The 20,607-nt window shown below is 27.2% G+C and carries 26 protein-coding genes, 2 pseudogenes and 1 riboswitch; of the genes and pseudogenes, 5 read left to right on the top strand and 23 right to left on the bottom strand.

The features are described from left to right. Positions 1-529 precede the first annotated feature (529 nt). From IR152_RS13635 to IR152_RS13665, 8 genes and pseudogenes are all read right to left on the bottom strand, one after another. Positions 530-1,234, bottom strand: coding sequence for a DUF4367 domain-containing protein (locus tag IR152_RS13635; protein ID WP_227452496.1), 705 nt, complete (start codon positions 1,232-1,234; stop codon positions 530-532). Then, complete coding sequence (locus IR152_RS13640; RefSeq protein WP_227452497.1) at positions 1,227-1,769, bottom strand: RNA polymerase sigma factor; 543 nt, start codon at positions 1,767-1,769, stop codon at positions 1,227-1,229. Before IR152_RS13640 ends, IR152_RS13635 begins: the two co-directional genes overlap by 8 nt. Before the next feature lie 233 nt (positions 1,770-2,002). Continuing rightward, on the bottom strand, positions 2,003-2,185 hold the full coding sequence (locus IR152_RS13645) for a hypothetical protein (protein ID WP_227452498.1): 183 nt from the start codon (positions 2,183-2,185) through the stop codon (positions 2,003-2,005). Positions 2,186-2,337: 152 nt separating this feature from the next. Continuing rightward, complete coding sequence (locus IR152_RS20070) at positions 2,338-2,460, bottom strand: hypothetical protein (protein WP_255624800.1); 123 nt, start codon at positions 2,458-2,460, stop codon at positions 2,338-2,340. Between the two features lie 322 nt (positions 2,461-2,782). Beyond that, a pseudogene (locus IR152_RS13650) lies at positions 2,783-3,406 on the bottom strand (IS3 family transposase); the annotation flags it as partial. 268 nt (positions 3,407-3,674) lie between these two features. Then, a pseudogene (locus tag IR152_RS13655) lies at positions 3,675-3,851 on the bottom strand (transposase); the annotation flags it as partial. Positions 3,852-4,107: 256 nt separating this feature from the next. Further along, positions 4,108-4,320, bottom strand: a complete 213-nt coding sequence (locus tag IR152_RS13660) for a hypothetical protein (RefSeq protein ID WP_227452500.1) — start codon at positions 4,318-4,320, stop codon at positions 4,108-4,110. Between the two features lie 55 nt (positions 4,321-4,375). Continuing rightward, on the bottom strand, positions 4,376-4,576 hold the full coding sequence (locus tag IR152_RS13665) for a hypothetical protein (protein ID WP_227452501.1): 201 nt from the start codon (positions 4,574-4,576) through the stop codon (positions 4,376-4,378). Positions 4,577-4,827: 251 nt separating this feature from the next. Here IR152_RS13665 and IR152_RS13670 point away from each other — a divergent pair, with 251 nt between their 5' ends. Further along, positions 4,828-5,745, top strand: a complete 918-nt coding sequence (locus IR152_RS13670; RefSeq protein ID WP_227452502.1) for a CotA family spore coat protein — start codon at positions 4,828-4,830, stop codon at positions 5,743-5,745. 141 nt (positions 5,746-5,886) lie between these two features. Here IR152_RS13670 and IR152_RS13675 read toward each other — a convergent pair whose 3' ends face one another. From IR152_RS13675 to IR152_RS13705, 7 genes are all read right to left on the bottom strand, one after another. Then, positions 5,887-7,068, bottom strand: a complete 1,182-nt coding sequence (locus IR152_RS13675; RefSeq protein ID WP_227452503.1) for a metal-dependent hydrolase family protein — start codon at positions 7,066-7,068, stop codon at positions 5,887-5,889. Between the two features lie 361 nt (positions 7,069-7,429). Then, positions 7,430-8,698, bottom strand: coding sequence for a hypothetical protein (locus IR152_RS13680; protein ID WP_227452504.1), 1,269 nt, complete (start codon positions 8,696-8,698; stop codon positions 7,430-7,432). Between the two features lie 10 nt (positions 8,699-8,708). Next, positions 8,709-9,182 (bottom strand): hypothetical protein, encoded by a 474-nt coding sequence (locus IR152_RS13685; RefSeq protein WP_227452505.1) that lies wholly within the window; start codon positions 9,180-9,182, stop codon positions 8,709-8,711. Between the two features lie 2 nt (positions 9,183-9,184). Beyond that, a complete protein-coding gene (locus tag IR152_RS13690; RefSeq protein WP_227452506.1) occupies positions 9,185-9,520 on the bottom strand; it encodes a hypothetical protein in 336 nt (111 codons plus the stop codon). Then, positions 9,520-10,179 carry a hypothetical protein gene (locus tag IR152_RS13695; protein WP_227452507.1) on the bottom strand — a complete coding sequence of 220 codons (660 nt, stop codon included), beginning with the start codon at positions 10,177-10,179 and terminating at the stop codon, positions 9,520-9,522. The genes IR152_RS13690 and IR152_RS13695 overlap by 1 nt, the downstream gene beginning before the upstream one ends. Continuing rightward, on the bottom strand, positions 10,172-10,888 hold the full coding sequence (locus tag IR152_RS13700) for an ABC transporter ATP-binding protein (RefSeq protein WP_227452508.1): 717 nt from the start codon (positions 10,886-10,888) through the stop codon (positions 10,172-10,174). Before IR152_RS13700 ends, IR152_RS13695 begins: the two co-directional genes overlap by 8 nt. A 72-nt stretch (positions 10,889-10,960) precedes the next feature. Continuing rightward, positions 10,961-11,317 (bottom strand): GntR family transcriptional regulator, encoded by a 357-nt coding sequence (locus IR152_RS13705; RefSeq protein WP_227452509.1) that lies wholly within the window; start codon positions 11,315-11,317, stop codon positions 10,961-10,963. A 348-nt stretch (positions 11,318-11,665) separates the two neighbouring features. Here IR152_RS13705 and IR152_RS13710 point away from each other — a divergent pair, with 348 nt between their 5' ends. From IR152_RS13710 to IR152_RS13720, 3 genes are read left to right on the top strand one after another with little or no spacing between them, the layout of a single operon-like run. Continuing rightward, positions 11,666-12,124, top strand: coding sequence for a GyrI-like domain-containing protein (locus IR152_RS13710; RefSeq protein WP_227452510.1), 459 nt, complete (start codon positions 11,666-11,668; stop codon positions 12,122-12,124). Between the two features lie 3 nt (positions 12,125-12,127). Continuing rightward, the gene (locus tag IR152_RS13715) at positions 12,128-13,090 is read left to right on the top strand and encodes an ATP-binding cassette domain-containing protein (RefSeq protein WP_227452511.1); all 963 of its coding nucleotides are present in this window, start codon (positions 12,128-12,130) and stop codon (positions 13,088-13,090) included. Next, complete coding sequence (locus tag IR152_RS13720; RefSeq protein ID WP_227452512.1) at positions 13,084-13,833, top strand: ABC transporter permease; 750 nt, start codon at positions 13,084-13,086, stop codon at positions 13,831-13,833. Before IR152_RS13715 ends, IR152_RS13720 begins: the two co-directional genes overlap by 7 nt. A 157-nt stretch (positions 13,834-13,990) precedes the next feature. Here IR152_RS13720 and IR152_RS13725 read toward each other — a convergent pair whose 3' ends face one another. The 5 genes from IR152_RS13725 to IR152_RS13745 form a co-directional block, all read right to left on the bottom strand. Further along, positions 13,991-14,293, bottom strand: coding sequence for a PTS sugar transporter subunit IIB (locus IR152_RS13725; protein ID WP_227452513.1), 303 nt, complete (start codon positions 14,291-14,293; stop codon positions 13,991-13,993). 138 nt (positions 14,294-14,431) lie between these two features. Beyond that, on the bottom strand, positions 14,432-15,064 hold the full coding sequence (thiE, locus tag IR152_RS13730) for a thiamine phosphate synthase (protein ID WP_227452514.1): 633 nt from the start codon (positions 15,062-15,064) through the stop codon (positions 14,432-14,434). Positions 15,065-15,084: 20 nt separating this feature from the next. Further along, a complete protein-coding gene (gene thiM / locus IR152_RS13735; RefSeq protein ID WP_227452515.1) occupies positions 15,085-15,876 on the bottom strand; it encodes a hydroxyethylthiazole kinase in 792 nt (263 codons plus the stop codon). 23 nt (positions 15,877-15,899) lie between these two features. Continuing rightward, positions 15,900-16,694 (bottom strand): bifunctional hydroxymethylpyrimidine kinase/phosphomethylpyrimidine kinase, encoded by a 795-nt coding sequence (thiD, locus tag IR152_RS13740; protein WP_227452516.1) that lies wholly within the window; start codon positions 16,692-16,694, stop codon positions 15,900-15,902. Positions 16,695-16,794: 100 nt separating this feature from the next. Then, positions 16,795-16,887, bottom strand: a riboswitch (TPP riboswitch). 91 nt (positions 16,888-16,978) lie between these two features. Then, positions 16,979-17,290, bottom strand: a complete 312-nt coding sequence (locus IR152_RS13745; RefSeq protein ID WP_227452517.1) for a GIY-YIG nuclease family protein — start codon at positions 17,288-17,290, stop codon at positions 16,979-16,981. Between the two features lie 334 nt (positions 17,291-17,624). On the opposite strand from IR152_RS13745, the gene IR152_RS13750 reads away from it, so the two are divergent. After that, the gene (locus tag IR152_RS13750; RefSeq protein WP_227452518.1) at positions 17,625-18,494 is read left to right on the top strand and encodes a methionyl aminopeptidase; all 870 of its coding nucleotides are present in this window, start codon (positions 17,625-17,627) and stop codon (positions 18,492-18,494) included. A gap of 53 nt (positions 18,495-18,547) precedes the next feature. Here IR152_RS13750 and IR152_RS13755 read toward each other — a convergent pair whose 3' ends face one another. The 3 genes from IR152_RS13755 to cysK all read right to left on the bottom strand — a co-directional run bounded on the left by IR152_RS13755 (position 18,548) and on the right by cysK (position 20,422). Then, a complete protein-coding gene (locus IR152_RS13755) occupies positions 18,548-18,736 on the bottom strand; it encodes a ferredoxin (RefSeq protein WP_003430011.1) in 189 nt (62 codons plus the stop codon). Between the two features lie 160 nt (positions 18,737-18,896). Next, complete coding sequence (gene epsC / locus IR152_RS13760; RefSeq protein ID WP_227452519.1) at positions 18,897-19,487, bottom strand: serine O-acetyltransferase EpsC; 591 nt, start codon at positions 19,485-19,487, stop codon at positions 18,897-18,899. Positions 19,488-19,513: 26 nt separating this feature from the next. Further along, positions 19,514-20,422: a cysteine synthase A gene (cysK, locus tag IR152_RS13765; protein ID WP_227452520.1), complete on the bottom strand. Its 909-nt coding sequence runs from the start codon at positions 20,420-20,422 to the stop codon at positions 19,514-19,516. Positions 20,423-20,607 lie beyond the last annotated feature (185 nt).

The raw sequence follows: 20,607 nt of genomic DNA on the forward strand, positions 1-20,607 counted from the left end.
GAAAAGATCATAAGTTAATTGTAATGTTAAAAAAGAATGGTTTTAAATTAAATGATATATTAAGCAAATTTGATGATTTTGATTTAAGTGAAGATGAAATTAAAGAGATTTATAATAACAATTAATCGAGTCTGGAAATATTTATGTGTATTCTTTAAATAAAAATTTATTTTTTAAGTGATAATTAAACATTTATTGGTAAGGCTATGGCTTTAAAAATCATAGCCTTATTTTGATATTTTGGGGCTATAGGTAAATTTGTTTTTACACAAATCTACTTACAGCCCCTTATAAAATCATAAATACCCAATTTAGATCAGGTTTTACTAATAAATAGACTCTTTCAATTTTAAATCATTCTTCTAGTATAAGAGGTTTATTGTTTTGTCTTAATTATAATAACTAAGATATATTCGTATTTGACTTATACTCCATTTTTTAAACTATAAAAACCACCTCTTTTTCTTATACCTTTTTATAACAGCAAATATATAACGAATAAAGAGATGGCTTTTGGACACTTAAGAAATTATTTTATGCTTTTAGCCATTTTTAATAAAATATTTTTATATAATTCTAAATCCTTATTATTTTGATAATCTACATTTAACAGATATATAAAGTTGTTATCATTCCAAAATACTTGTAAGAAAGTCTCTTTTTCTATATATTTTGCCTTATAACCATTTATAAATATATCTTTAACTTTTGCATCTTCTGTATCTAATATAATAGAATTCGTATCAATTTCAGTACTTGTATATTCTATTCTTATACCTTTTTCATTTTCATATACAATCATAAAATTATCAACCCTACCTACTTCTTTGAATCCTTCTGGGATGTATCCTGGTTCTTTAATCTTAAGGTTTTTGATTTCAATATTTTCTTTATTTGAAAATACAAAAGAAGTTAAATCTTCATATACTCTTATTACCAATTCATATAAACGTGTACGCAATGCCTCACTACTCATAGTAACAGTAAATAAACTAGCTAACACTATTAAAAATATAATAGATGTTCGTTTTGAATAGAAAATAATTTTACTTGTAAAACTACTTCTTTTCTGCTGCTTAATGAGCTTTTTCATCTTTCGCTCAAAACTTTTTGAAAAAACATGATTTAATTCATCATCTGAAGGAAGGTCATCAAGAATAATTTTTGTCGCGATTGGGATACTTTCTTGAAGCATATCATCTGTAATATCAAAATCATCTTTTTTATTACTCAATATTTCCAACCTCCATTTCTCCTAATATTTCTTTTAATTTTTTTCTAGCACGTTGAATTCTCTTATATACATTCTCCTCCCCTAAATTTAACGTCTTTGCTATTTCTTTATTTGAAAAACCATACTGGAACTTTAAAGAAAGCACTTGAAAGTAACTTTCATTAAGTTTTGCAAGTGCTATAGCTAAATTACTTTCATATACTTTATCTTCTATAGAAAAATTTATTTCCCTGTTTTTATACTCTTCTTCAATATCAGATACCTTTTCTCTTTTTCTCTTTCTGTAAAAGTCTATAGCAATCCTTTCTACTATTATAACGATAAAAACCTTCGTTCTTGGACTATCTACTTCATCAATCTTATCTATATTTTTAATTATTCTTAGAAAAGCATTATGTGCAGCATCTTCTGCTAAATAATCATCCTTTAATATTTTATTTGCCACATAAAACATTATCTGTCTATATTTTTCATATATCTTTTCAAACTTGATTTTATCTTCTTCGAGTTCAAGCATAGCTAAATAAATTAACATTTAGAATTCCTCCAATATAAAAATTCTGAATTAATATTTTAAAGTCTAATTATAACATAAATATATAATTAACTCTACTTAAATAGAATATAACTATGCTTAAAAAGCTTATTTAAAGGTATCTAGTAAAAAAACCTTATAATCTATTTTATGGGTTATAAAGGCCTTATAACTAATTCTCAAAGTGGAATTTTGAAATTAATTATTTTTGTACATATTTAATTCTATAAAAATTAATCTTTTTTTGTTTTGATGTAATAGTATATAAATAAAAGTACATATACTAATGGTATTAAAAGTAATATTTTTAAATCAATATTAAATGTATTAGTGTAAAATGATAATACAAGTGATAATAATACAATTATCAAGTTTGGAATTGTTTTTAAAAAAACTTTATAAAGTCTTTTTTTCATATTATTCCTCCTAAAAAAGCATATCTTTTAAGTTTGATAGAACCAATGATCATATCTATAAGTATATGTTGTACCCTGAAAATTCCACTTATCCTCTATATATGATAAAACAATCCCATAATTAGTATTTATACCATCCATGTTAATTGTTATTATCTTTCAAAATTATCTGATTCTGTTTTTTCCATTGCATTTGCTGTAATAGCAAGTGGTAAAGATATCATCACAGTTGCCATCACTGTTGATAAAAGACGATTAATTCTTTTACTATTCATTTAAATCCCTCTAAATATAATAAATTTAAGGTTTTAAAATTAACCCTTTGCATATATAACGTATTTACTCTTGTTTTTTGGACACAAGTCTTAAAAAATTTATATTTTTAAAACTTATGAAAATATCACAAAGGATACTTGATTTAAGATGAACTATACCCACTGATGTAAAAGTAGTTATAAAGTACTAGTGTTAATCATTAGTACTTTTTTTATTATATTCATATAATTAATATCTATATTTTAAAGTTTACTATCTAAAAAAGAGCACGTCAAATAAAACCCTAGATATTTAATTTTTTTTAGAGCTACTTAAAATAAATTATGCTACCTCTGTACTTAAATATTTCCTAAATTCAAGTGGAAACATAGAATTTAATCTCTTTTGATATCTAAAATTATTGTAGTAATATATATAATCCTCTATTGCTTTGACCAATTGTTCGTATGTATCAAATTTCCTTAAATAGTACATTTCCACCTTTAAAATTCCCCAAAATCCTTCCATAGGAGTATTGTCAATACAATGACCAACTCTTGACATACTTTGTATCATACCTTGTGCTAAAAGTTTTGATTTAAACACCTTACTAGTATACTGAAAACCTCTATCACTATGAAAAATAGGTTTTGCATTTGGATATAGTTCTATTGACTTATCAAAAGTTTCGAACACTAAGTTATTGTTATTTGATTTTCCAATAACATATGAAATTATACTTCTATCGCCTAAATCTAGAATTGCACTTAAATAGGCCTTCGTCCCATTGGTTAATTTAAATTCAGTTACATCTGTTAACCATTTTTGAGAGGTTTTATCTGCACTAAATTTTCTATTTAATACATTTTCAGCGATTACTTCTGGTGTACATTTAACATAACTAAATTTCTTTTTTCTACAAATAGACCTTAAGCCTACGGCTCTCATTAGTCTGTATACTCTCTTGTGATTGGCATTAAGTTATACTCTCGGTTTAACTGCAGAGTCATCCTTAAAGAGCCAAAAACCCCATTCTTTTCTTCATATATATTAGTTATCAAAGCTGCTAATTTAATGTTTTCAAGTTCTAAATTACTTTTATCTCGACCAAGCCATTTATAGTATCCAGAACGATTTACTTTAGCAATTTCACCTAATTGGATAAGCGAAGCTTTTTTTTCATTGAATAAGGATTAAATAGCTTTATATTTATCTTCATTCTTAGATAGTGTAATTACCACCCTCTTTCTATATTTTTTAACTTTTTTAAGAATTCATTCTCCAGTTGTAATTTGTGTTTTTCTGCTTTTACAATTTTCAATTCCAGCTTTATTTTATCTAATTGAGTTAACTCATCTTCTTTTTTTGCTTTACCTCTTCGGTCTTCTAAACCATCTATCCCATTTTCTTTATATTTAAGAGTCCATCTTCTAACTTGGCTGTATGAAACAAACTATTTTTTTGCTATTAAATTGTAATTAAAATCATGTTCAATACAATCTTTAATAATTTCAACCCTTTCATCTAATGTTGTTTTTCTAGTCTCCATAAAGAGTCCTCCCTTCGGGGTTTCTTTTATCTCCATCTTTTAGAATATATCCAAAACTTTCAAGTCTTCTTTCTATATTGTCAATTATGTTATCAGCTTCTTTTTTCATAATATCCACCTACTTTTTGTTAGACTTATTTTTTTCTGTAGATTCTGCTTTTTCTATAAATTGACCGATTTCTTTCTCTAACACCTTTACTTTCTCATTAAGCTGCTTATTTTCTCCTTCTAAAGACTTAACTTTTGACCTTAAAATATTATTTTCAGCTATTAAATCTTTTACATTTAATGACTTACCATACTTTACTGCCTTACTAGTTTCATCTATCAAATCATATCCTATCTCTAAGAAATCATCTATTTTACACTCTTCTATAGTTAATATTCTATTTAGTTTTTTTACTTATACCATTTGGACCTAATATTCCAACAATTTCATCTTCTACAACTTTAAATGAAACATTATTTACAGCAAAAAATTCTTTTTTTCTAGTTTTTACTTTCTTTAACTTTCTTATTGAACTTTTATTCTTATCGTCTTTTACAAACCTTATAAAAAACTTACAAAATTTATTTAACTCAATCATTTATTAAATTACTCCTTTCTCATTCATATGTTATATTTATATAAATATAGTATATGAACCTTTTTATACACATCTTTTTATTTTAAAATAGATTATTCATAAGAATTTATAAGCTTATCTGACAAATTATTATTTTTTATTCTTTTATAATGTCTTTTGTAACATTTTTTTACATGATAAATATAATATTACTATATAGATAAACTTAATTATCTATACATTTAAATCAAAATATAAAAGGAGTGTATTTAATGGAAAATAATAAATGTAGAGAGGACTTTAGATTTAACCAAGAATACGAAGAAGATTATATAAATACAAATGATAGATACTATAACAATTATCAAATAGCTGATAGATACTATAATTACCCAAATAAATATAAAGAACCTAAGATAGAACATTGTTGTTGTAAAAAAAGCATGAGAGAGGCATTAGAACTTTTAAGATGTGATTCTCTAAGACCTTTTGTAAACTTTAATCAATTTGCTTTTATCTCCGATTTCTTTATAGTAGGTGCTAATTTGGTAGGTATAGATCTTTCAGCTCCACCAAAAGATAATTTATCTGCACTTGATGGCACTTTTGAAAGATTTTCTGCTTGTAACTGTGATTTAATAGATATAGCTGGTAGAGTATCTTATCCTATTCCAGTACCTTTAACTCTTGAAGGATTAATTACTACTATAGGAACTGTACCAGGAGTAGCAGAATTAATTGCACTTATTGATGCAGCTCTTCCTCCTACTATAGACCTTGGAGCTATATTAGATGCAGTACTTGCTACTATAATCGATTTTATACTTGCTACATCTACTCCATTAGCTAATGTAGATTTAGCATCATTGTGTAATCTTAAAGCTGTTGCATTTGATATTACACCTGAAGATTATGAAGATTTCATAGCATATTTAAGTTACTACCTTGACAAAAAGCATTACAAAGAATGTAGTTGTAACTGCAATTGTGACGATTGTTGTTGTAATAAAGGTATCCTAGATAACCTTTATATGTCCAATATAAATAATCAAGTTACTGTAGTAGCTGGTAGTTTAGTTCTAACTGGTGTTGAAGTTCTAGGAAAGAAAAATGATGTTCTAGTACTTGGAAATTCCAATGATTCAAGAATATACTTTGTATGTGTAGATTCTATAGATTATATTGCATAGAATAAATTTAAAGAGCTATATCTAAATACAGAATAGCATCCATTTTCTAAAGTGTAAAAAATTTAATTATTACTGATAAAAAAGAGTGTCTATAATTATTTAAAAATCCCTTCAGACACTCTTTTTTATTTTTCATATTACTTATCTAACTTTTTTACCAAGCTTAAATACTGCTAACACATCTGCAAGTACGTCTATATTCTCTATTGGATTTCCATTTACAACTATAACATCTGCTTTCTTTCCTTTTTCTAGAGTTCCATAATTTTTATCAATTCTTAAGAGTTCAGATGCTGTTTTTGTAGCAGCAACTATTACATCCATATTATCCATACCATAATCCGACATTAGTTTCATTTCATAATATGTTTTTCCATGTTCATTGTAAGAAGTTCCTGCATCAGAACCAACTGCAATTTTAATTCCTTTTTTGTATGCTTTTAAGAATGACTCCTTATGTGGAATAGCAACAATCTCACACTTTCTAAGAGTAGCCTCAGTTATTCCACTTTCTTTTCCTGCATTTAGAATAAAATATGGTGCAGCCACGGTTGGAACTAAGTAAGTTCCTCTTTCAAGCATCAAATCAATTATTTCATCATCTAAATAAACACCATGTTCTACAGAAGTTATTCCTGCAAGTACTGCATTTTTTATACCAGTTCTTCCTTGTGCATGTGTAGCAGTTGTTTTGCCTGCTTTTATAGCTTCATCTACAGCAACCTTCATTTCTTCCAAAGTTAATTGTGGTGAACCTGGCTCAACTCCATCAGTTGTTACACCTCCAGTTGCCATTATCTTTACACAATCTACTCCATTTTTTAAAACTGTTCTGGCTGATTTTCTACATTCATCTACTCCATCACTTTCAATACCAAAATAGTATCCATGTCCTCCTGTCATACATATAACTGGACCTGAAGTAACTATACCAGGACCATCTATAGACCCTTTGTCTATAAGATTTTTAAGTTGTACATCCACATATTTTGGACAGCCTAAGCTTCTAATATATGTCACTCCTGAAGCTAAATAAGCATCAAGCTGTTTTATTGTATTTACTACAAGCTCTACATCTGATACATTTTCATAATAAACCTTTGGGTTTCCAACTGGCTCCATTGTCAAGTGAACATGACAATTCATAATCCCTGGCATAACAGTTTTATCTAAGTAATCATACACATCATATCCGTTTAAATCTTCTCTTATATCTTCAATTTCAACTATGGTATCTCCATCAATAATTATACCCTTATTTTTCATAATACTATTTCCTGTTCCATCAATTAAATTCCCTGCTTTAATATATTTTTTGTTCATCTTAAATGTCTCCCCCTTTTTAAGTGCAATGTATTATTCATTTATTATTTCTAATATTCTAATAATTAATTTTACCACTATCCTCATTCTATTTCAAATTTAAGTGTATTAATATAAATTAAATTATGATATATAGCACAAAAATATTAAAAAATATTTTTGTATTGAAATTAAAAATAAGGTGGTGTCTCAAAATAAACTTTTTAGCTCATAAGTCACTCTTTTTTCTATGAAATCAAATATATTTTCATCATTTCAACAATGAAAAAAGGCTTATCTCTATTTTGAGACAGCCTCTTATTTATATTTTCCTGTAATAAATACATATAAAAGTTCAAAGTTATAAAATTAATTTTATCACTTAATTTGCAACAAAAAATAACCTATCTTGTAAACTTACATCTCCATTTATTAGCTCAGCTTCATACAGATTCTTTTTAAGTTTCATATCAAATACTTGAAATTTTACTGGCTTAGTTCCGACTATATCAAAAACTCCTTTACTTCCTTTTAATTCTCCTGATATATTATCTTTTATACTTGAAATAGAATATATCTTATCATCCAGTAACTTAACTTTCCTAACTCCAGATAATAATTCATTATATTCTACTTTTAAATCAAGTATCTCATAATCTTCTAATTTAACCTGATTAGAATTAATATCATAAACAAGATTGATTATAGAATGACTCCTATCTGTAACTATAATATTCAATTTATTATTTTTTACAATATAATCTAATTTAGTTTTACTTAATAAACCAATCTCCTTTGGATTTGCATTCTTTTCTTTATTTAGATTATCCATAAATTTATTGCTTATATTAAATGTATTATCTTCTATATGATATATAATAAAATTAGAGTAATTATCATGTCCTTCAATATCTCCATTTGTACTTTTATTATTTACCATCTCTAAATATATTTTGCTCCCAATAGAGAATTTAATTTCATTGATATTTTGATTATATCCATTCTGTAAGCCTAAATTAAATCTATTTAATAATTTATAAGATTTATTTTTTATATCTATTTTTAATATGCAAATATTGTTGACTTTAGGGTCTGAAATATTAGTTTCACTAATTACCATATATAAATTACATTTATACATTTTATTAAACACAGTTTTCCAACTATTTTCTTTAAAATCAGATTTCTTTAAACTAATATCAAAATTTTCTTCTACACCACTTTTTAAACTTTTATTTGAAATCTTTATACAATCATTTAAATTATTCATCTCTTTCGCTAAATCAGACTCAGCAGAAACATATGCTTCTCCTATATTCAAATAATCTTTATACGTAAATTCATTTCCTTTATCATCAATAAAATCACTATATTTTTTGTCAATATTTAAATAGTCATTTCTAATTCTTAACTTAGGATTTGTATCACTTCTTATTCCATTTCTATTTATAATTACCTCTTCATAAGAAAATTTGCCTATATTAGGTGTATATACTAAACTTACCCTGCCTATATCTTTTATATTCCCTTTTAAAGTTTTTACAGATAGTTTATCCTTATTAAAATAACTCAATATTAAAGTCATGATAATCATTAAAAAACACACTATTATAAAACATATTGTATATTTTCCTATATTTTTTGCTTTCATAACATCCCCCCTAAAAATCAATCTTCTGCTTCAAAAGTTTATTAGATATAAGACTACATACAAATATGTTTATACTTGAATATAGAACAATAAATATCTTACTGTGTTCATAAGGTACAATAAATTCTACAGAAATTATAAATACTAAAATTTCCAAAACTAAAAACAGGAAACTTACTAAAGTGCTTAGTTTACAAATAGATTTATTGATAAGAATTGATGTAAACACTATAGATACAAATCCTATCAATAAAAATATATACTCCACAAATAGTATTTCAAAGCTATATGGAAGTAACATTTTTAACTTATATATTGTTTCTTGTACAAAACCATAGCTTGCAATATTGCCAAGCATATATCTAGGCAACAACTTACTTGTAATAAACAAAGTTATTGTAAATACTATTGTATAGCTATACACTAGAAATAATATATTTAATAATTTAGATATATAAATATTGATTCTATTTTTAGGTAGCATTATTAGTGTATATATAGATTTACTCCTCCCATCAAAGTCTCTATACCAAATAAAAAAGCATAGCAAATACATGCAATTATACCAAATATAAACCTTGATTCTGTAGAACTCATTATATTTCTAAAACTTGAAAAACCTGTGACATTTACCGTTTCTATTGTATTTCCTATTTTTGTTAACTGTTCGCTTTTAACGGCATTTTCTATTATGTAATTATAGTCATTTAAATTTTTTACTGTATTTAAAATTACAAAAGAACAGCAACAAATTATTATAAATATGTAATTTTTCATATTTCTTTTTAATTCAAATTCAAATAATCTCATTAAATCTTTCATTAACTCACCTGCTTTATTTCAAATTCTAACTTACTGTTTGAACTGTTAAATTGTAATTCCCCTTCGTATACGACTTCCTTAGAGTTTTTATTTATTATATATAACATAGATTTATTGTCCCAAGATAATATAGAGTGTAACTTTGATGTATATACAATTATTTTATTTGAATCAATTTCAATATTTCTAATCTCTCTTTTTTCTCTATTATCTAAAACATATTTATCTTCATTTAAGTTTTTATCTACTATATTATAGGTAAGTAAATTTAACTCCGTAATTGTACTACCATCATAATCATTTGACATTACCATATATAATTTATTATCTTCTAATTTTGATTTTGCTAAGACCATTCTGCTATCAGTTTTTAATTCCATTATGTTTTCCTTATTTTCTTCGAGATTATACTCAAGTAAATGAAATTTAGAACTACTATTATCACCTTTATTTAATACATTTACTAAAATATACATCTTATCCTCATATTTGCTAGCATAACTTACACCAATAGTTTCTATGTTTTGGTATTTTTCAGAAAAATAATTACTTAAATTTATACTTTTTATAGTCTGTATTTTTTTACTTTCTGGATTAATTATATAAAACCTATTGTTTCTTCTCAAATCTACATTTATTAGATATAGAAGTTTATTCATTCTTATATACCTCCCTCATCTTATCTAATATAGATTTACCTTCTCTTTCTCTTAATTCTTCTGCATTAAATGAAGTTATAATCTGCCCTTCATCAAGAATTATAACCTCATCCACTAAACCTTCTATCTCTACTATCTCATGAGTAGTTATAATAATAGCTTGATTTTCCTCCATATATTGTGCTATTACCCCTATAAACTCTTCCCTCTTAAATAAATCAATTCCTGTAAATGGTTCATCAAGTAGTATGTATTCTGGGTCTTGGCAAAATCCAAGTATCAATTTTACTCTTGCAATATTTCCTTTCGACAAATTATCAATTATTTCATCTTCATCTAATTTAAATATGTTCATCATTTCTTTTGATTTTTCTTTATTCCATTTTGAATAAAAAATTTCCATAAATTCAAATGTTTCTTTTATTGTTGTATTGCTAAAATGAGACTCTACATCTGGGACAAATGCTAGTTTATCATATATCTTATCATTTATTTTTTCTCCATCTATACGAATCTCTCCACTATCAATGTTTATAAGCCCTGCTATTGCTTTTAACATAGTTGATTTACCAACACCATTTATACCAAGTAATTCAGTTATTTTACCCTTTTCTATATTAAAGCTTACATTCTTTAAAGCCTCTATCTTTATTATTTTAAGCCCTTGCATCCTTTTATATGTTTTGCTGACATTCTTTATTTCTATCATATTTACTATCCTCCATATACAATATGCTTGTAAAATAAACTTCCTAAACTAAGTTTTCTATTTGTTAAAACGCTAATATTCATCCTCTATTCTCTTTAAAACTTCTTCTTTGGTAACATTTATTGCTTTCATATCTTCTATAAAAACAGATAATGATTCATTTATCAGCTCTAATTTCAAGTTTTTTAATATATTTTCATCAACCGTTACACTACTTTGATAATTTTTAAAAGTATTTATTATATTCATATCACCCATCTCCTTGTATGCTCTTTGAACCGTATTTAAATTTACTTTTAGATTAAGTGCCATTTCTCTTCTTGATGGTATTGTCTCTCCTGGTTTCAACTCTCCTATTACTATTTGTCTTTTTATATACTTTACTATTTGTAAATAAATGGGAGTTGTATTATCTAGTTCAAAATTCATGTTTCCTCCTATTCTAGTGTATTAATACGTTAATACACTCACTTGAAAAAAATACACATTCAGTTCAGACCTTATTTAATATTCTGTTAAGTGTATTATACTATTAATACACTTAATTTGTAAATACTTTTTTTATAAATTGCTTTATTTTAATTTGCTAAAATATCTAAAGTAAAGCTTAAATAATAACTTTACAAAATGGAGCATCAAATGAGAGGATATATATTTTATGTTATGTTAGACTTGAAAACAAGATAAGGTTATACATTTTCAACTAGTTAAAAATCTTATATGTATTAACGCTTAAAACTCTAGTAAAAATATGAACACACATTAGGAGGTAAACAAATGAGTTATAAAATTGAAATCAAAAATATTGAATCAGTCACTGCAGCTACTATGCGTTATAATGGACCTATGACTGAAGCGACAAAGTATTTTCCAAATGTATTTAAATCTATAAAAGGGAAATCCAATGGTGCACCATTCTTTTGCTACTATGATGTCGACCAAAAAACTGGTATTGCAGAAATGGAATTATGTGTTCCAACTGCTGAAACTCCAAATCGTATGGGTATAACTGTAAAAGAATTTCCTAAAACAAAAGCTTTGTTTTTTACTCACATAGGTTCTTATAGTAATTTACCAAAAACGTATGAAATGATATTTAAATATATTCATGAAAATAATATAAAAATACAAACGCCTTGGAGAGAAGTATTTATTAAAGGTCCAGGTATGCTAATAAAAGGAAATCCAGATAATTATATTACAGAGATAATATTTCCACTTAAAGAGGAGGAATAATATATGTTAGCGATTGAAATAGACAATTTAGTAAAAGAATATAAAAATGGTGTGAAAGCTTTAAATGGTCTAAGTTTTAATGTAAATGCTGGAGAAATTTTTTCTTTACTTGGTCCTAATGGTGCTGGTAAATCTTCTCTTATCAATATTTTGACTACTTTTTACAAGCCTACATCTGGAAATGTAACAATGTTTGGAAAAGATTTAGTCGATAATCCTTCTTGGATACGTACTCAAATTGCTTGTGTAGCACAACAAATCTCTATTGATGAACATCTATCTCTTATGGAGAATATGGTATTTCAAAGCAAGATGTATAAAGTAGAACCACAGATTGCAAAACAAAGAATAGAATCTTTAATTGATAAATTCGACTTATCTAATTACTTAAAATACCCTACTTCATCATATTCTGGCGGGGTAAAGCGTAGATTGGACATAGCTATGAATATGGTATCATCTCCTAAAATTCTATTTCTAGATGAGCCAACTGTTGGTATGGATGTAGATTCAAGAAAATCTATGTGGGATATGTTATTAAAAATTAGAGATGAGTATGGCACAACTATATTTCTAACTACTCATTATCTTGAAGAAGCTGAAGAATTGAGTGATAATATTTGTATTATGAAAAACGGAAAAGATTTAGCACAAGGAACACCATCCAGTTTACGTAGTTACATTAGACAAAACATACTACGTATAGCTTTTCATAATATCGAAGATATAAAAAAATATAAAGATGCAATTAAAAATATCGGTTTAGTCAAGTTTATGAGCGTACGAGAAAATTCAATTTTTATAAGTGTAAGTGATAGTAGAGTTGCTTTTACTTTGATAAATAAATGGCTTTTAGAACGTGATATACAGTTTGATGCAATAGAAATTGTGGAGCCAAGTCTAGAAGATGTATTTTTAGCATTGACAAGTTCTAAAAAAGACTTAAAGGAGGGATGGGAATGTTAAATATCTTATGGCGTAGTATGAAATGGCGTTTTAAAAATCCAATTTCATTTGTAGTTACTATATTACAACCTTTTCTTTGGCTTGTACTTTATAGCTCTATTGCAAACCAAAGTATGAATAATATGAATATCAGTAATTATACTGCTTTTATACTACCAGGTATCATTGTACTGGTTGTGTTTTCTTCATGTAGTAGTGGTGGTATCATCAACTTCATAATGAAAAACAGTGGAAGTTTCTATAGAGTTTTAATTGCACCTATTAGTAGGTATTCAATCGTCCTTGGTCAATTATTAGAAGCTATCTTAGTTTCTTTTCTAGAAGTAGCTATTTTGTGTATAGTAAGTATATTCTTTTCAGTAAGGATAGAATCTGGCATTGGTGGAATCATACTTATGATAGTACTGATATTTATGACAGCCTTTTTTTTATCAAGTCTAGCTTATTCTATAAGTTTATTATTGCCAAATGAAATAGTTTATGAAACAATTATGACTGCAATTGTACTCCCTATTTTCTTTTTAAGTTCAGCACTTTTCCCTATAGAAAATTTATCTGGAGGATTAAAAGTAGCAGTAATGCTCAATCCATTTACCCATGTTATTAATGCTTTACGTAGCTTAATATTCGGTGAAACTATTCTTATTGGAGATATACTACCTGTTATTCTATTATTCTTAATATTGTGCTGTGCAAGTTTTTCACTTGCTATGTGGAGATTAAAAAAGGAAATGATAAGCTAAGTTTTAAACCCATAATGAAAAATAACAAAAAGAGGCTATCTCAAAATAGAGATAAGTCTCTTTTTCATTGTTAAAATGATGAAAATATATTTGATTTCATACAAAAAGAGTGCCTCATGAACTAAAAAGTTCATTTTGAGACACCCTTTTTTATTATTTATTTTAATATTTCTAAAACTGAATTTAACACAGCATGACCATTACAAGTACCATAGTTTACCATATCTATTATAGACACTGGAGCTCTATCTCCAACTATAGATTTTACGTCATCAAACATAAATCTAAGTTGTGGTCCAAGAAGTAAAATATCAAAGTTACCAAGTTCCGATTTTATATTTCCTTCTCCAACTGCCCATATTTTACAGTCTATATTTCTTTTTTTTGCATCCTTCTCCATTTTATTTACCAATAGAGTAGAAGACATACCTCCAACACATACTAACAATATCCTAATCATTCATGACTCCTTTTTAATCAAATCTACATATATCTTGATTAAAAAGTATACGTAGAAAAGTTTACCATTTATAACTGCTTAAATTTTACTCTTAGATTATATCAAATTTTCCCATTTTTTTCACTACTAATGCTAATTTTATATTTTTAATATCCACTTTTCTACTTCTTTAGATATATCTTCAGCTTTTAGTATGGCTGATATTATAGCATACCCATCACTATCTAAACATTTAAGTTTATCTACATTGTCTAATTTTATACCTCCAATTAGTACAAATGGTATATCTACTTTTTCTCTAATTTCTTTAACAGTTTCAAATGAAGCTGATTTTGCATCTAATTTAGTAGATGTCGTAAATATAGACCCTACTCCTAAATAATCTGCACCATCATTTTTTGCATGAATAGCTTCTTCTAAAGTCCTTGCTGATACACCTAGTATCTTATCGTTTCCTATAAGTTTTCTAACTTCTCTCGCATCAATATCACTTTGACCTACATGCACTCCATCTGCATCACAGATAAGTGCTATATCCACTCTATCATTTACTATAAATTTAACTCCATATCTTTTAGTTATTTCTCTAAGCTCCATAGCTTTTCTTAAAAACTCTCTTCCAGAAGTATTTTTTTCTCTAAGTTGTACAGTTGTTATTCCAGAAGCTATTGCATCTTCAATACATTTGCAAAAATCTCTCCCTTCAAGCATTTCAGAGTCAGTTACTAAGTACAACTTTAAGTATTTTTTTAAATATTCTTTATCTATCATTTTAAACCTCCCCTTACACTTTATTCATTTAAAAATTCAATACTAGAATTTTTACTTAAAGTATCTATGTCCATTTGATAAACAGCGTTCATAAGATTTTCTTTAAATGTCCCTATTGGTGGATTATTTAAATTAGCCAATTCTCCACTTAAAGACATTGTAAGAACACCCATTGTTGCTGCTTCTAATATATTATCAGTAACAGCCATAAAACTTGCAATCAAGCTAGCAGTCATACATCCAGTCCCTGTAATTCCTTTTAATTTATTAGTTCCATTGTTTATTTTATATGTACTTTTACCATTAGTTATTATGTCTGTTTTCCCAGTTGCTACGACTATACATTCAAGCTTTTCAGAAACCTTTCTTATTATATCAGTAGAATCTTCTTCTTCATCAAATGAATCTACACCTTTCCCCCTTACATCAAAACCACCTATAAACTTTATTTCTGCCATATTCCCCTTAACAACATTAAATTTGACTTCATTTAAAAGTCTACTTGTAAGTTCTGCCCTAGCATTGCTTGCAAATACTCCAACTGGGTCTAATATAACAGGTTTATTGTACTTATTAGCTGCTTTTCCTGCTAATAAAAATAAATCTAACATATTTGAATTCATAGTTCCTATATTTATTACTACAGAGTTTGCTATACTTACCATTTCTTCTACTTCCTCATATGAAAAACTCATAAGAGGACTTGCTCCTATAGCTAAAGTTACATTAGCACAATCATTTATAGTTACATTATTAGTATAATGAATTACCAATGGATTTAATTCTTTTACGTCCTTAATTAAATTATACATATTCTACCTCCAACAATTTTTTATTATTCAAATTTATAAAAATGATGTACTGGCCCTACTCCATGCCCTATATCAAAACTTCTTTTTATTGCTTCTGTTATATAGATTTTACTTAAATTTACTGCTTCTGTCATTTCATATCCTAATGCTAAATAAGATGTTATTGCAGAAGATAATGTACATCCTGTTCCATGTGTATTTTTTTTATCAATTCTTTCGCTTCTATAAACTTTAAATATATTTTTACCAACTAAAATATCCACTGCTTCTCCATCTAAATGACCTCCTTTCATAAGTACAAATTTAGGTCCAAGCTGTAGTATTTCTTTTCCTACTCTATTCATATCATCTACATTATGTATTTTTATTCCTGTAATTTCTTCTGCCTCTGGTATATTTGGTGTAATTATGTATGCAAGTGGTATCAAATGTTTAATTAAGTTTTCTTTTGCCTCTGGCTTTAATAGATAATATCCACTTTTAGATATCATCACTGGGTCTACTACCAAATATTTTGGACTGTATCTCTTTAGATTCTCAACTATTTCAAGTATAATTTCAGGGCTTGAAACCATTCCTATTTTTACAGCTTTTGGAGGTATATCTTCAAATACTGCCTCTATCTGTTTTTTTATTATTTCCTTACTTAAATCTTCTACAGCAAAAACTCCTTGAGTATTTTGTGCTGTTATGGCTGTTATTACACTCATGCCATAAGTTCCAATTGCACTAAAAGTTTTCAAATCTGCCTGAATTCCAGCTCCTCCAGATGAATCTGACCCAGCTATCGTAAGCGTTGGTATCTTATAATTGCTCATTATTTCCTCCTAAAGTTTAATTTAAATAATCTAATTAAAAAAGCCATACCTACAATAGGTATAGCTTAGAAGTCGCATATATCATAAATAATACATACTTAAGTTTTATACTAAGCTTTCCTACGCTGGTATTATCCAGATCAGGTGTAAGGGTCGGTATTCCTCTCAGCTCTTGGCTCCCCTAGCTATTTTAATTTATATATTTATAACTTCATTATATTACAATAGTATTTATTGTCAAGTTTTTACACAATATACACTCACTATAAAGCTACAATAGAGATTTATGCTAACGCTTCTAGTTCTTTTCCAATAACATAATCATATTTATTGTCAATTAAATCTATAAGTACATCTGGATTTTTTATTATAGACAATTTTTTATTTCTAGTTAATTTTTTTATATAACATTCCAGTTTCATTGCATTACTTTTTGTATTGGTTGCAAAATAAATTTCTAGTTTTTTAAATCCTTTCGCTCTTGTATACTTTGAATTAATTCCCGACTTATGTTCATTCATTCTTCTAACTATATCACTAGTATATCCAGTATATAGAGAATCATCTTTACATCTTATAATATATGTAAAATACATCTTAAATCACATCCTTAAGTTAAATATATGAATATTATATTATAAAATTGATAAGAATGCTGTTGATTTTACATAATATTTATTCTTAACAGTAATTCTAATATATATGTATAAAACATACTTCACATAGGTCTAATACTAAATTTTGGACATAATAATAACTTAACTATACCCTCTTCATAAATGATGGTAAGATGACAATTTATATTTTTAATAAAATACTATCATTAAAATATTTCTTATTATTTATGTTATAATATTCATAATGGCTATATTTTAAAATAGTTTATGTAAACCATAATTTAAATAAATAATAGAAAAAGGATGAAGAGCTATGAAATTGAATAGAAATGATAGTTGTTGGTGTGGAAGTACTAAAAAATATAAAAAATGCCATATGGATATGGATAATAAAATAGATTCATTTGCAAAGCTAGGTCATATTGTACCAACTCATGATATTATTAAAAATCCAAAACAAATTGAAGAAATAAAAAAGAGTGCAGTAATAAATACAAAGATTTTAGATTATATTTCAGATAAAATTGAAATTGGAATGTCTACAGAAGATATAAATAAATTGGTTCATGACTTTACAGTACAAAATGGAGCTATTCCTGCTCCACTGGACTACAATGGATTTCCTAAGAGTGTATGTACATCAATAAACAATGAAGTGTGTCATGGTATTCCTAGTAAGGACATTATCTTAAAAGATGGAGACATTATAAATGTAGATATTTCTACTATTTTTAATGGATACTATTCAGATGCTTCAAGAATGTTTATGTTAGGTAATGTTAATGAAAATGCAAAAAAACTAGTTCAAGTTACCAAAGAATGTGTTCAAAAAGGTCTTGAGACTGCTAAACCATGGGGGTTCTTAGGCGATATAGGTGATGCTATTAACTCTTATGCAAAAAAAAATGGCTACTCTGTTGTTAGAGAAATTGGTGGGCATGGAGTTGGCTTAAGCTTTCATGAAGACCCTTTTGTAAGTTACGTATCTAAAAAAGGAACTGAGATGTTATTGGTTCCTGGAATGATATTCACAATAGAACCCATGGTAAATGAAGGAACTCACGAAATTTTTATTGATGAAGAAAATAATTGGACTATCTATACAAGAGATGGTAAATTATCTGCTCAATGGGAGTGTATGGTTTTAGTTACAGAAACAAGTGTTGAAATATTGACTGAATAAAAAACAAATGCCTATAAAAATTGAATCTTCAATTTTTATAGGCATTTGTTTTATTAATGCACATCTATTGCATCAACTGGACAGCTTTCTCTAGCTTCTGCTGCTGATTCTTCAGCATCACTTGGTACTTCGTCAACTATAACATGTGATTTCCCATCATCCTTCATATCAAATACTTCTGGACATATTGATGGACATAATCCACAACCTATGCAAGTATCTTGATTAACATTTGCTTTCATAATAAAATCCTCCTAGACGTTACAAATTTAAAATCTTGTTTATCAAAGATTGATGAACCAAAACTTTAACATTCAGTTCTTTTTTATTATGCCCTCAAATTTGAAAAAAATACCTTTTAAAAATAATTTTTATAAAGTTTATTTTATAGTTATAGCAAAGCTATATATAATATACATTGTCTAATTCATAATGCTCATAGGCTACTTCTTTTTTATTCTTTTTTACAGGTTCTAGGTTTCTTATTTTTACTATCTTTGCTGGTATACCAACAACTGTTGCATCATTAGGTACATCCTTAACAACAACCGAATTTGCACCAATTTTTGAATTTGAACCTATATTTAAAGGTCCTAGTATTTTTGTTCCAGCACCAATTAGTACATCATCACCAACAGTTGGATGTCTCTTTCCAGTATCTTTTCCTGTAGCTCCTAAAGTAGCTCCTTGATATATTGTTACCCTATTACCTACTTCAGCTGTCTCCCCAATTACAACACCCATTCCATGGTCTATCAATATACCTTCACCCATTTTAGCACCAGGATGTATTTCTATACCAGTCATAAATCTGGATATCTGGGATATTAATCTTGCTGTAAAAAGCATCTTCTTTTTATAAAGAGCATGAGCCACCCTATGCATTATCATTGCATGAACTGATGGATAAAGTAAAAAGACTTCTATCTTAGACCTAGCTGCTGGGTCATTTTTCATTATATATTCAATATCTTTATTTATTTTCTTAAACAAAGTATTCACTCCCTCAAATAAAATTATTAAAATATTCCCATCGACATATACTTATCAACTCCATCTGGAGCTACTGTAACTATCTTTTTATCTGGATACTTTTTTGCCATTTCTATAGCACCAAATATATTTGCTCCAGAAGAGATACCTACTAAAATTCCCTCTTTTGCTGCAAGTAATTTAACTGTATCAAATGCATCTTCATCATCTACTAATATTACTTCATCAACTACACTAGAATCATAATTTTCAGGAACAAAGTTAGCACCTATCCCTTGTATTTTATGAGGTCCAGTCTTGTTTTCTGATATAGCTGGAGATTTTTTTGGTTCAAGTGCAACTACTCTTATGTTTGGATTTTGTTCTTTTAAATACCTAGCAGTTCCTATTAAAGTACCACCTGTTCCTACTCCACATACAAATATATCTAAATCTTTAACATCATTCATAATTTCAACTGCTGTTGTTTTATAATGTGCGTTTGGATTATCTCTATTTTCAAATTGTTTTAAGCTTTTATAGTTTGAATTTTCTTTTAAAAGTTCATTTGCCTTTTCTATAGAACCTGCCATTCCAGCTTTACCATCTGTAAGTACCAAATTTGCTCCATAAGCCTTCATTAAATCTCTTCTCTCAACACTCATCGTTTCAGGCATCACGATTACTACTTCATATCCTTTTAATTTTCCTATCATAGATAATGCAATACCAGTGTTTCCACTAGTTGCTTCTACTAATACATCTCCCTTTTTTAATTCTCCTCTTTTCTCTAACCCTTCTAACATTTCATAAACTGCTCTATCTTTTATACTTCCTGCTGGATTTACTTTTTCTAATTTTACATATATATTAGAACACCCGTTAGTACAACCTAAATTATTCAGCCTTACTACAGGTGTGTTTCCTATCAACTCTAATGCGTTATTATATAACATACTATTTCCTCCTACATTCCTAAATTTATTATCAAATTGATAACGATAAATATATTATAGTATTATCATTTTGATAATGCAACCTTTTTTTGGATTTTATACTTATAATAGATTTATTCCAAATATTATTAATATTCAAATAAAAAAGTGAAAATCATTATCGATTTTCACTCTTTAAACTTTAA

Source organism: Clostridioides sp. ES-S-0108-01 (genome assembly GCF_020662285.1).
GTDB lineage: Bacteria > Bacillota > Clostridia > Peptostreptococcales > Peptostreptococcaceae > Clostridioides.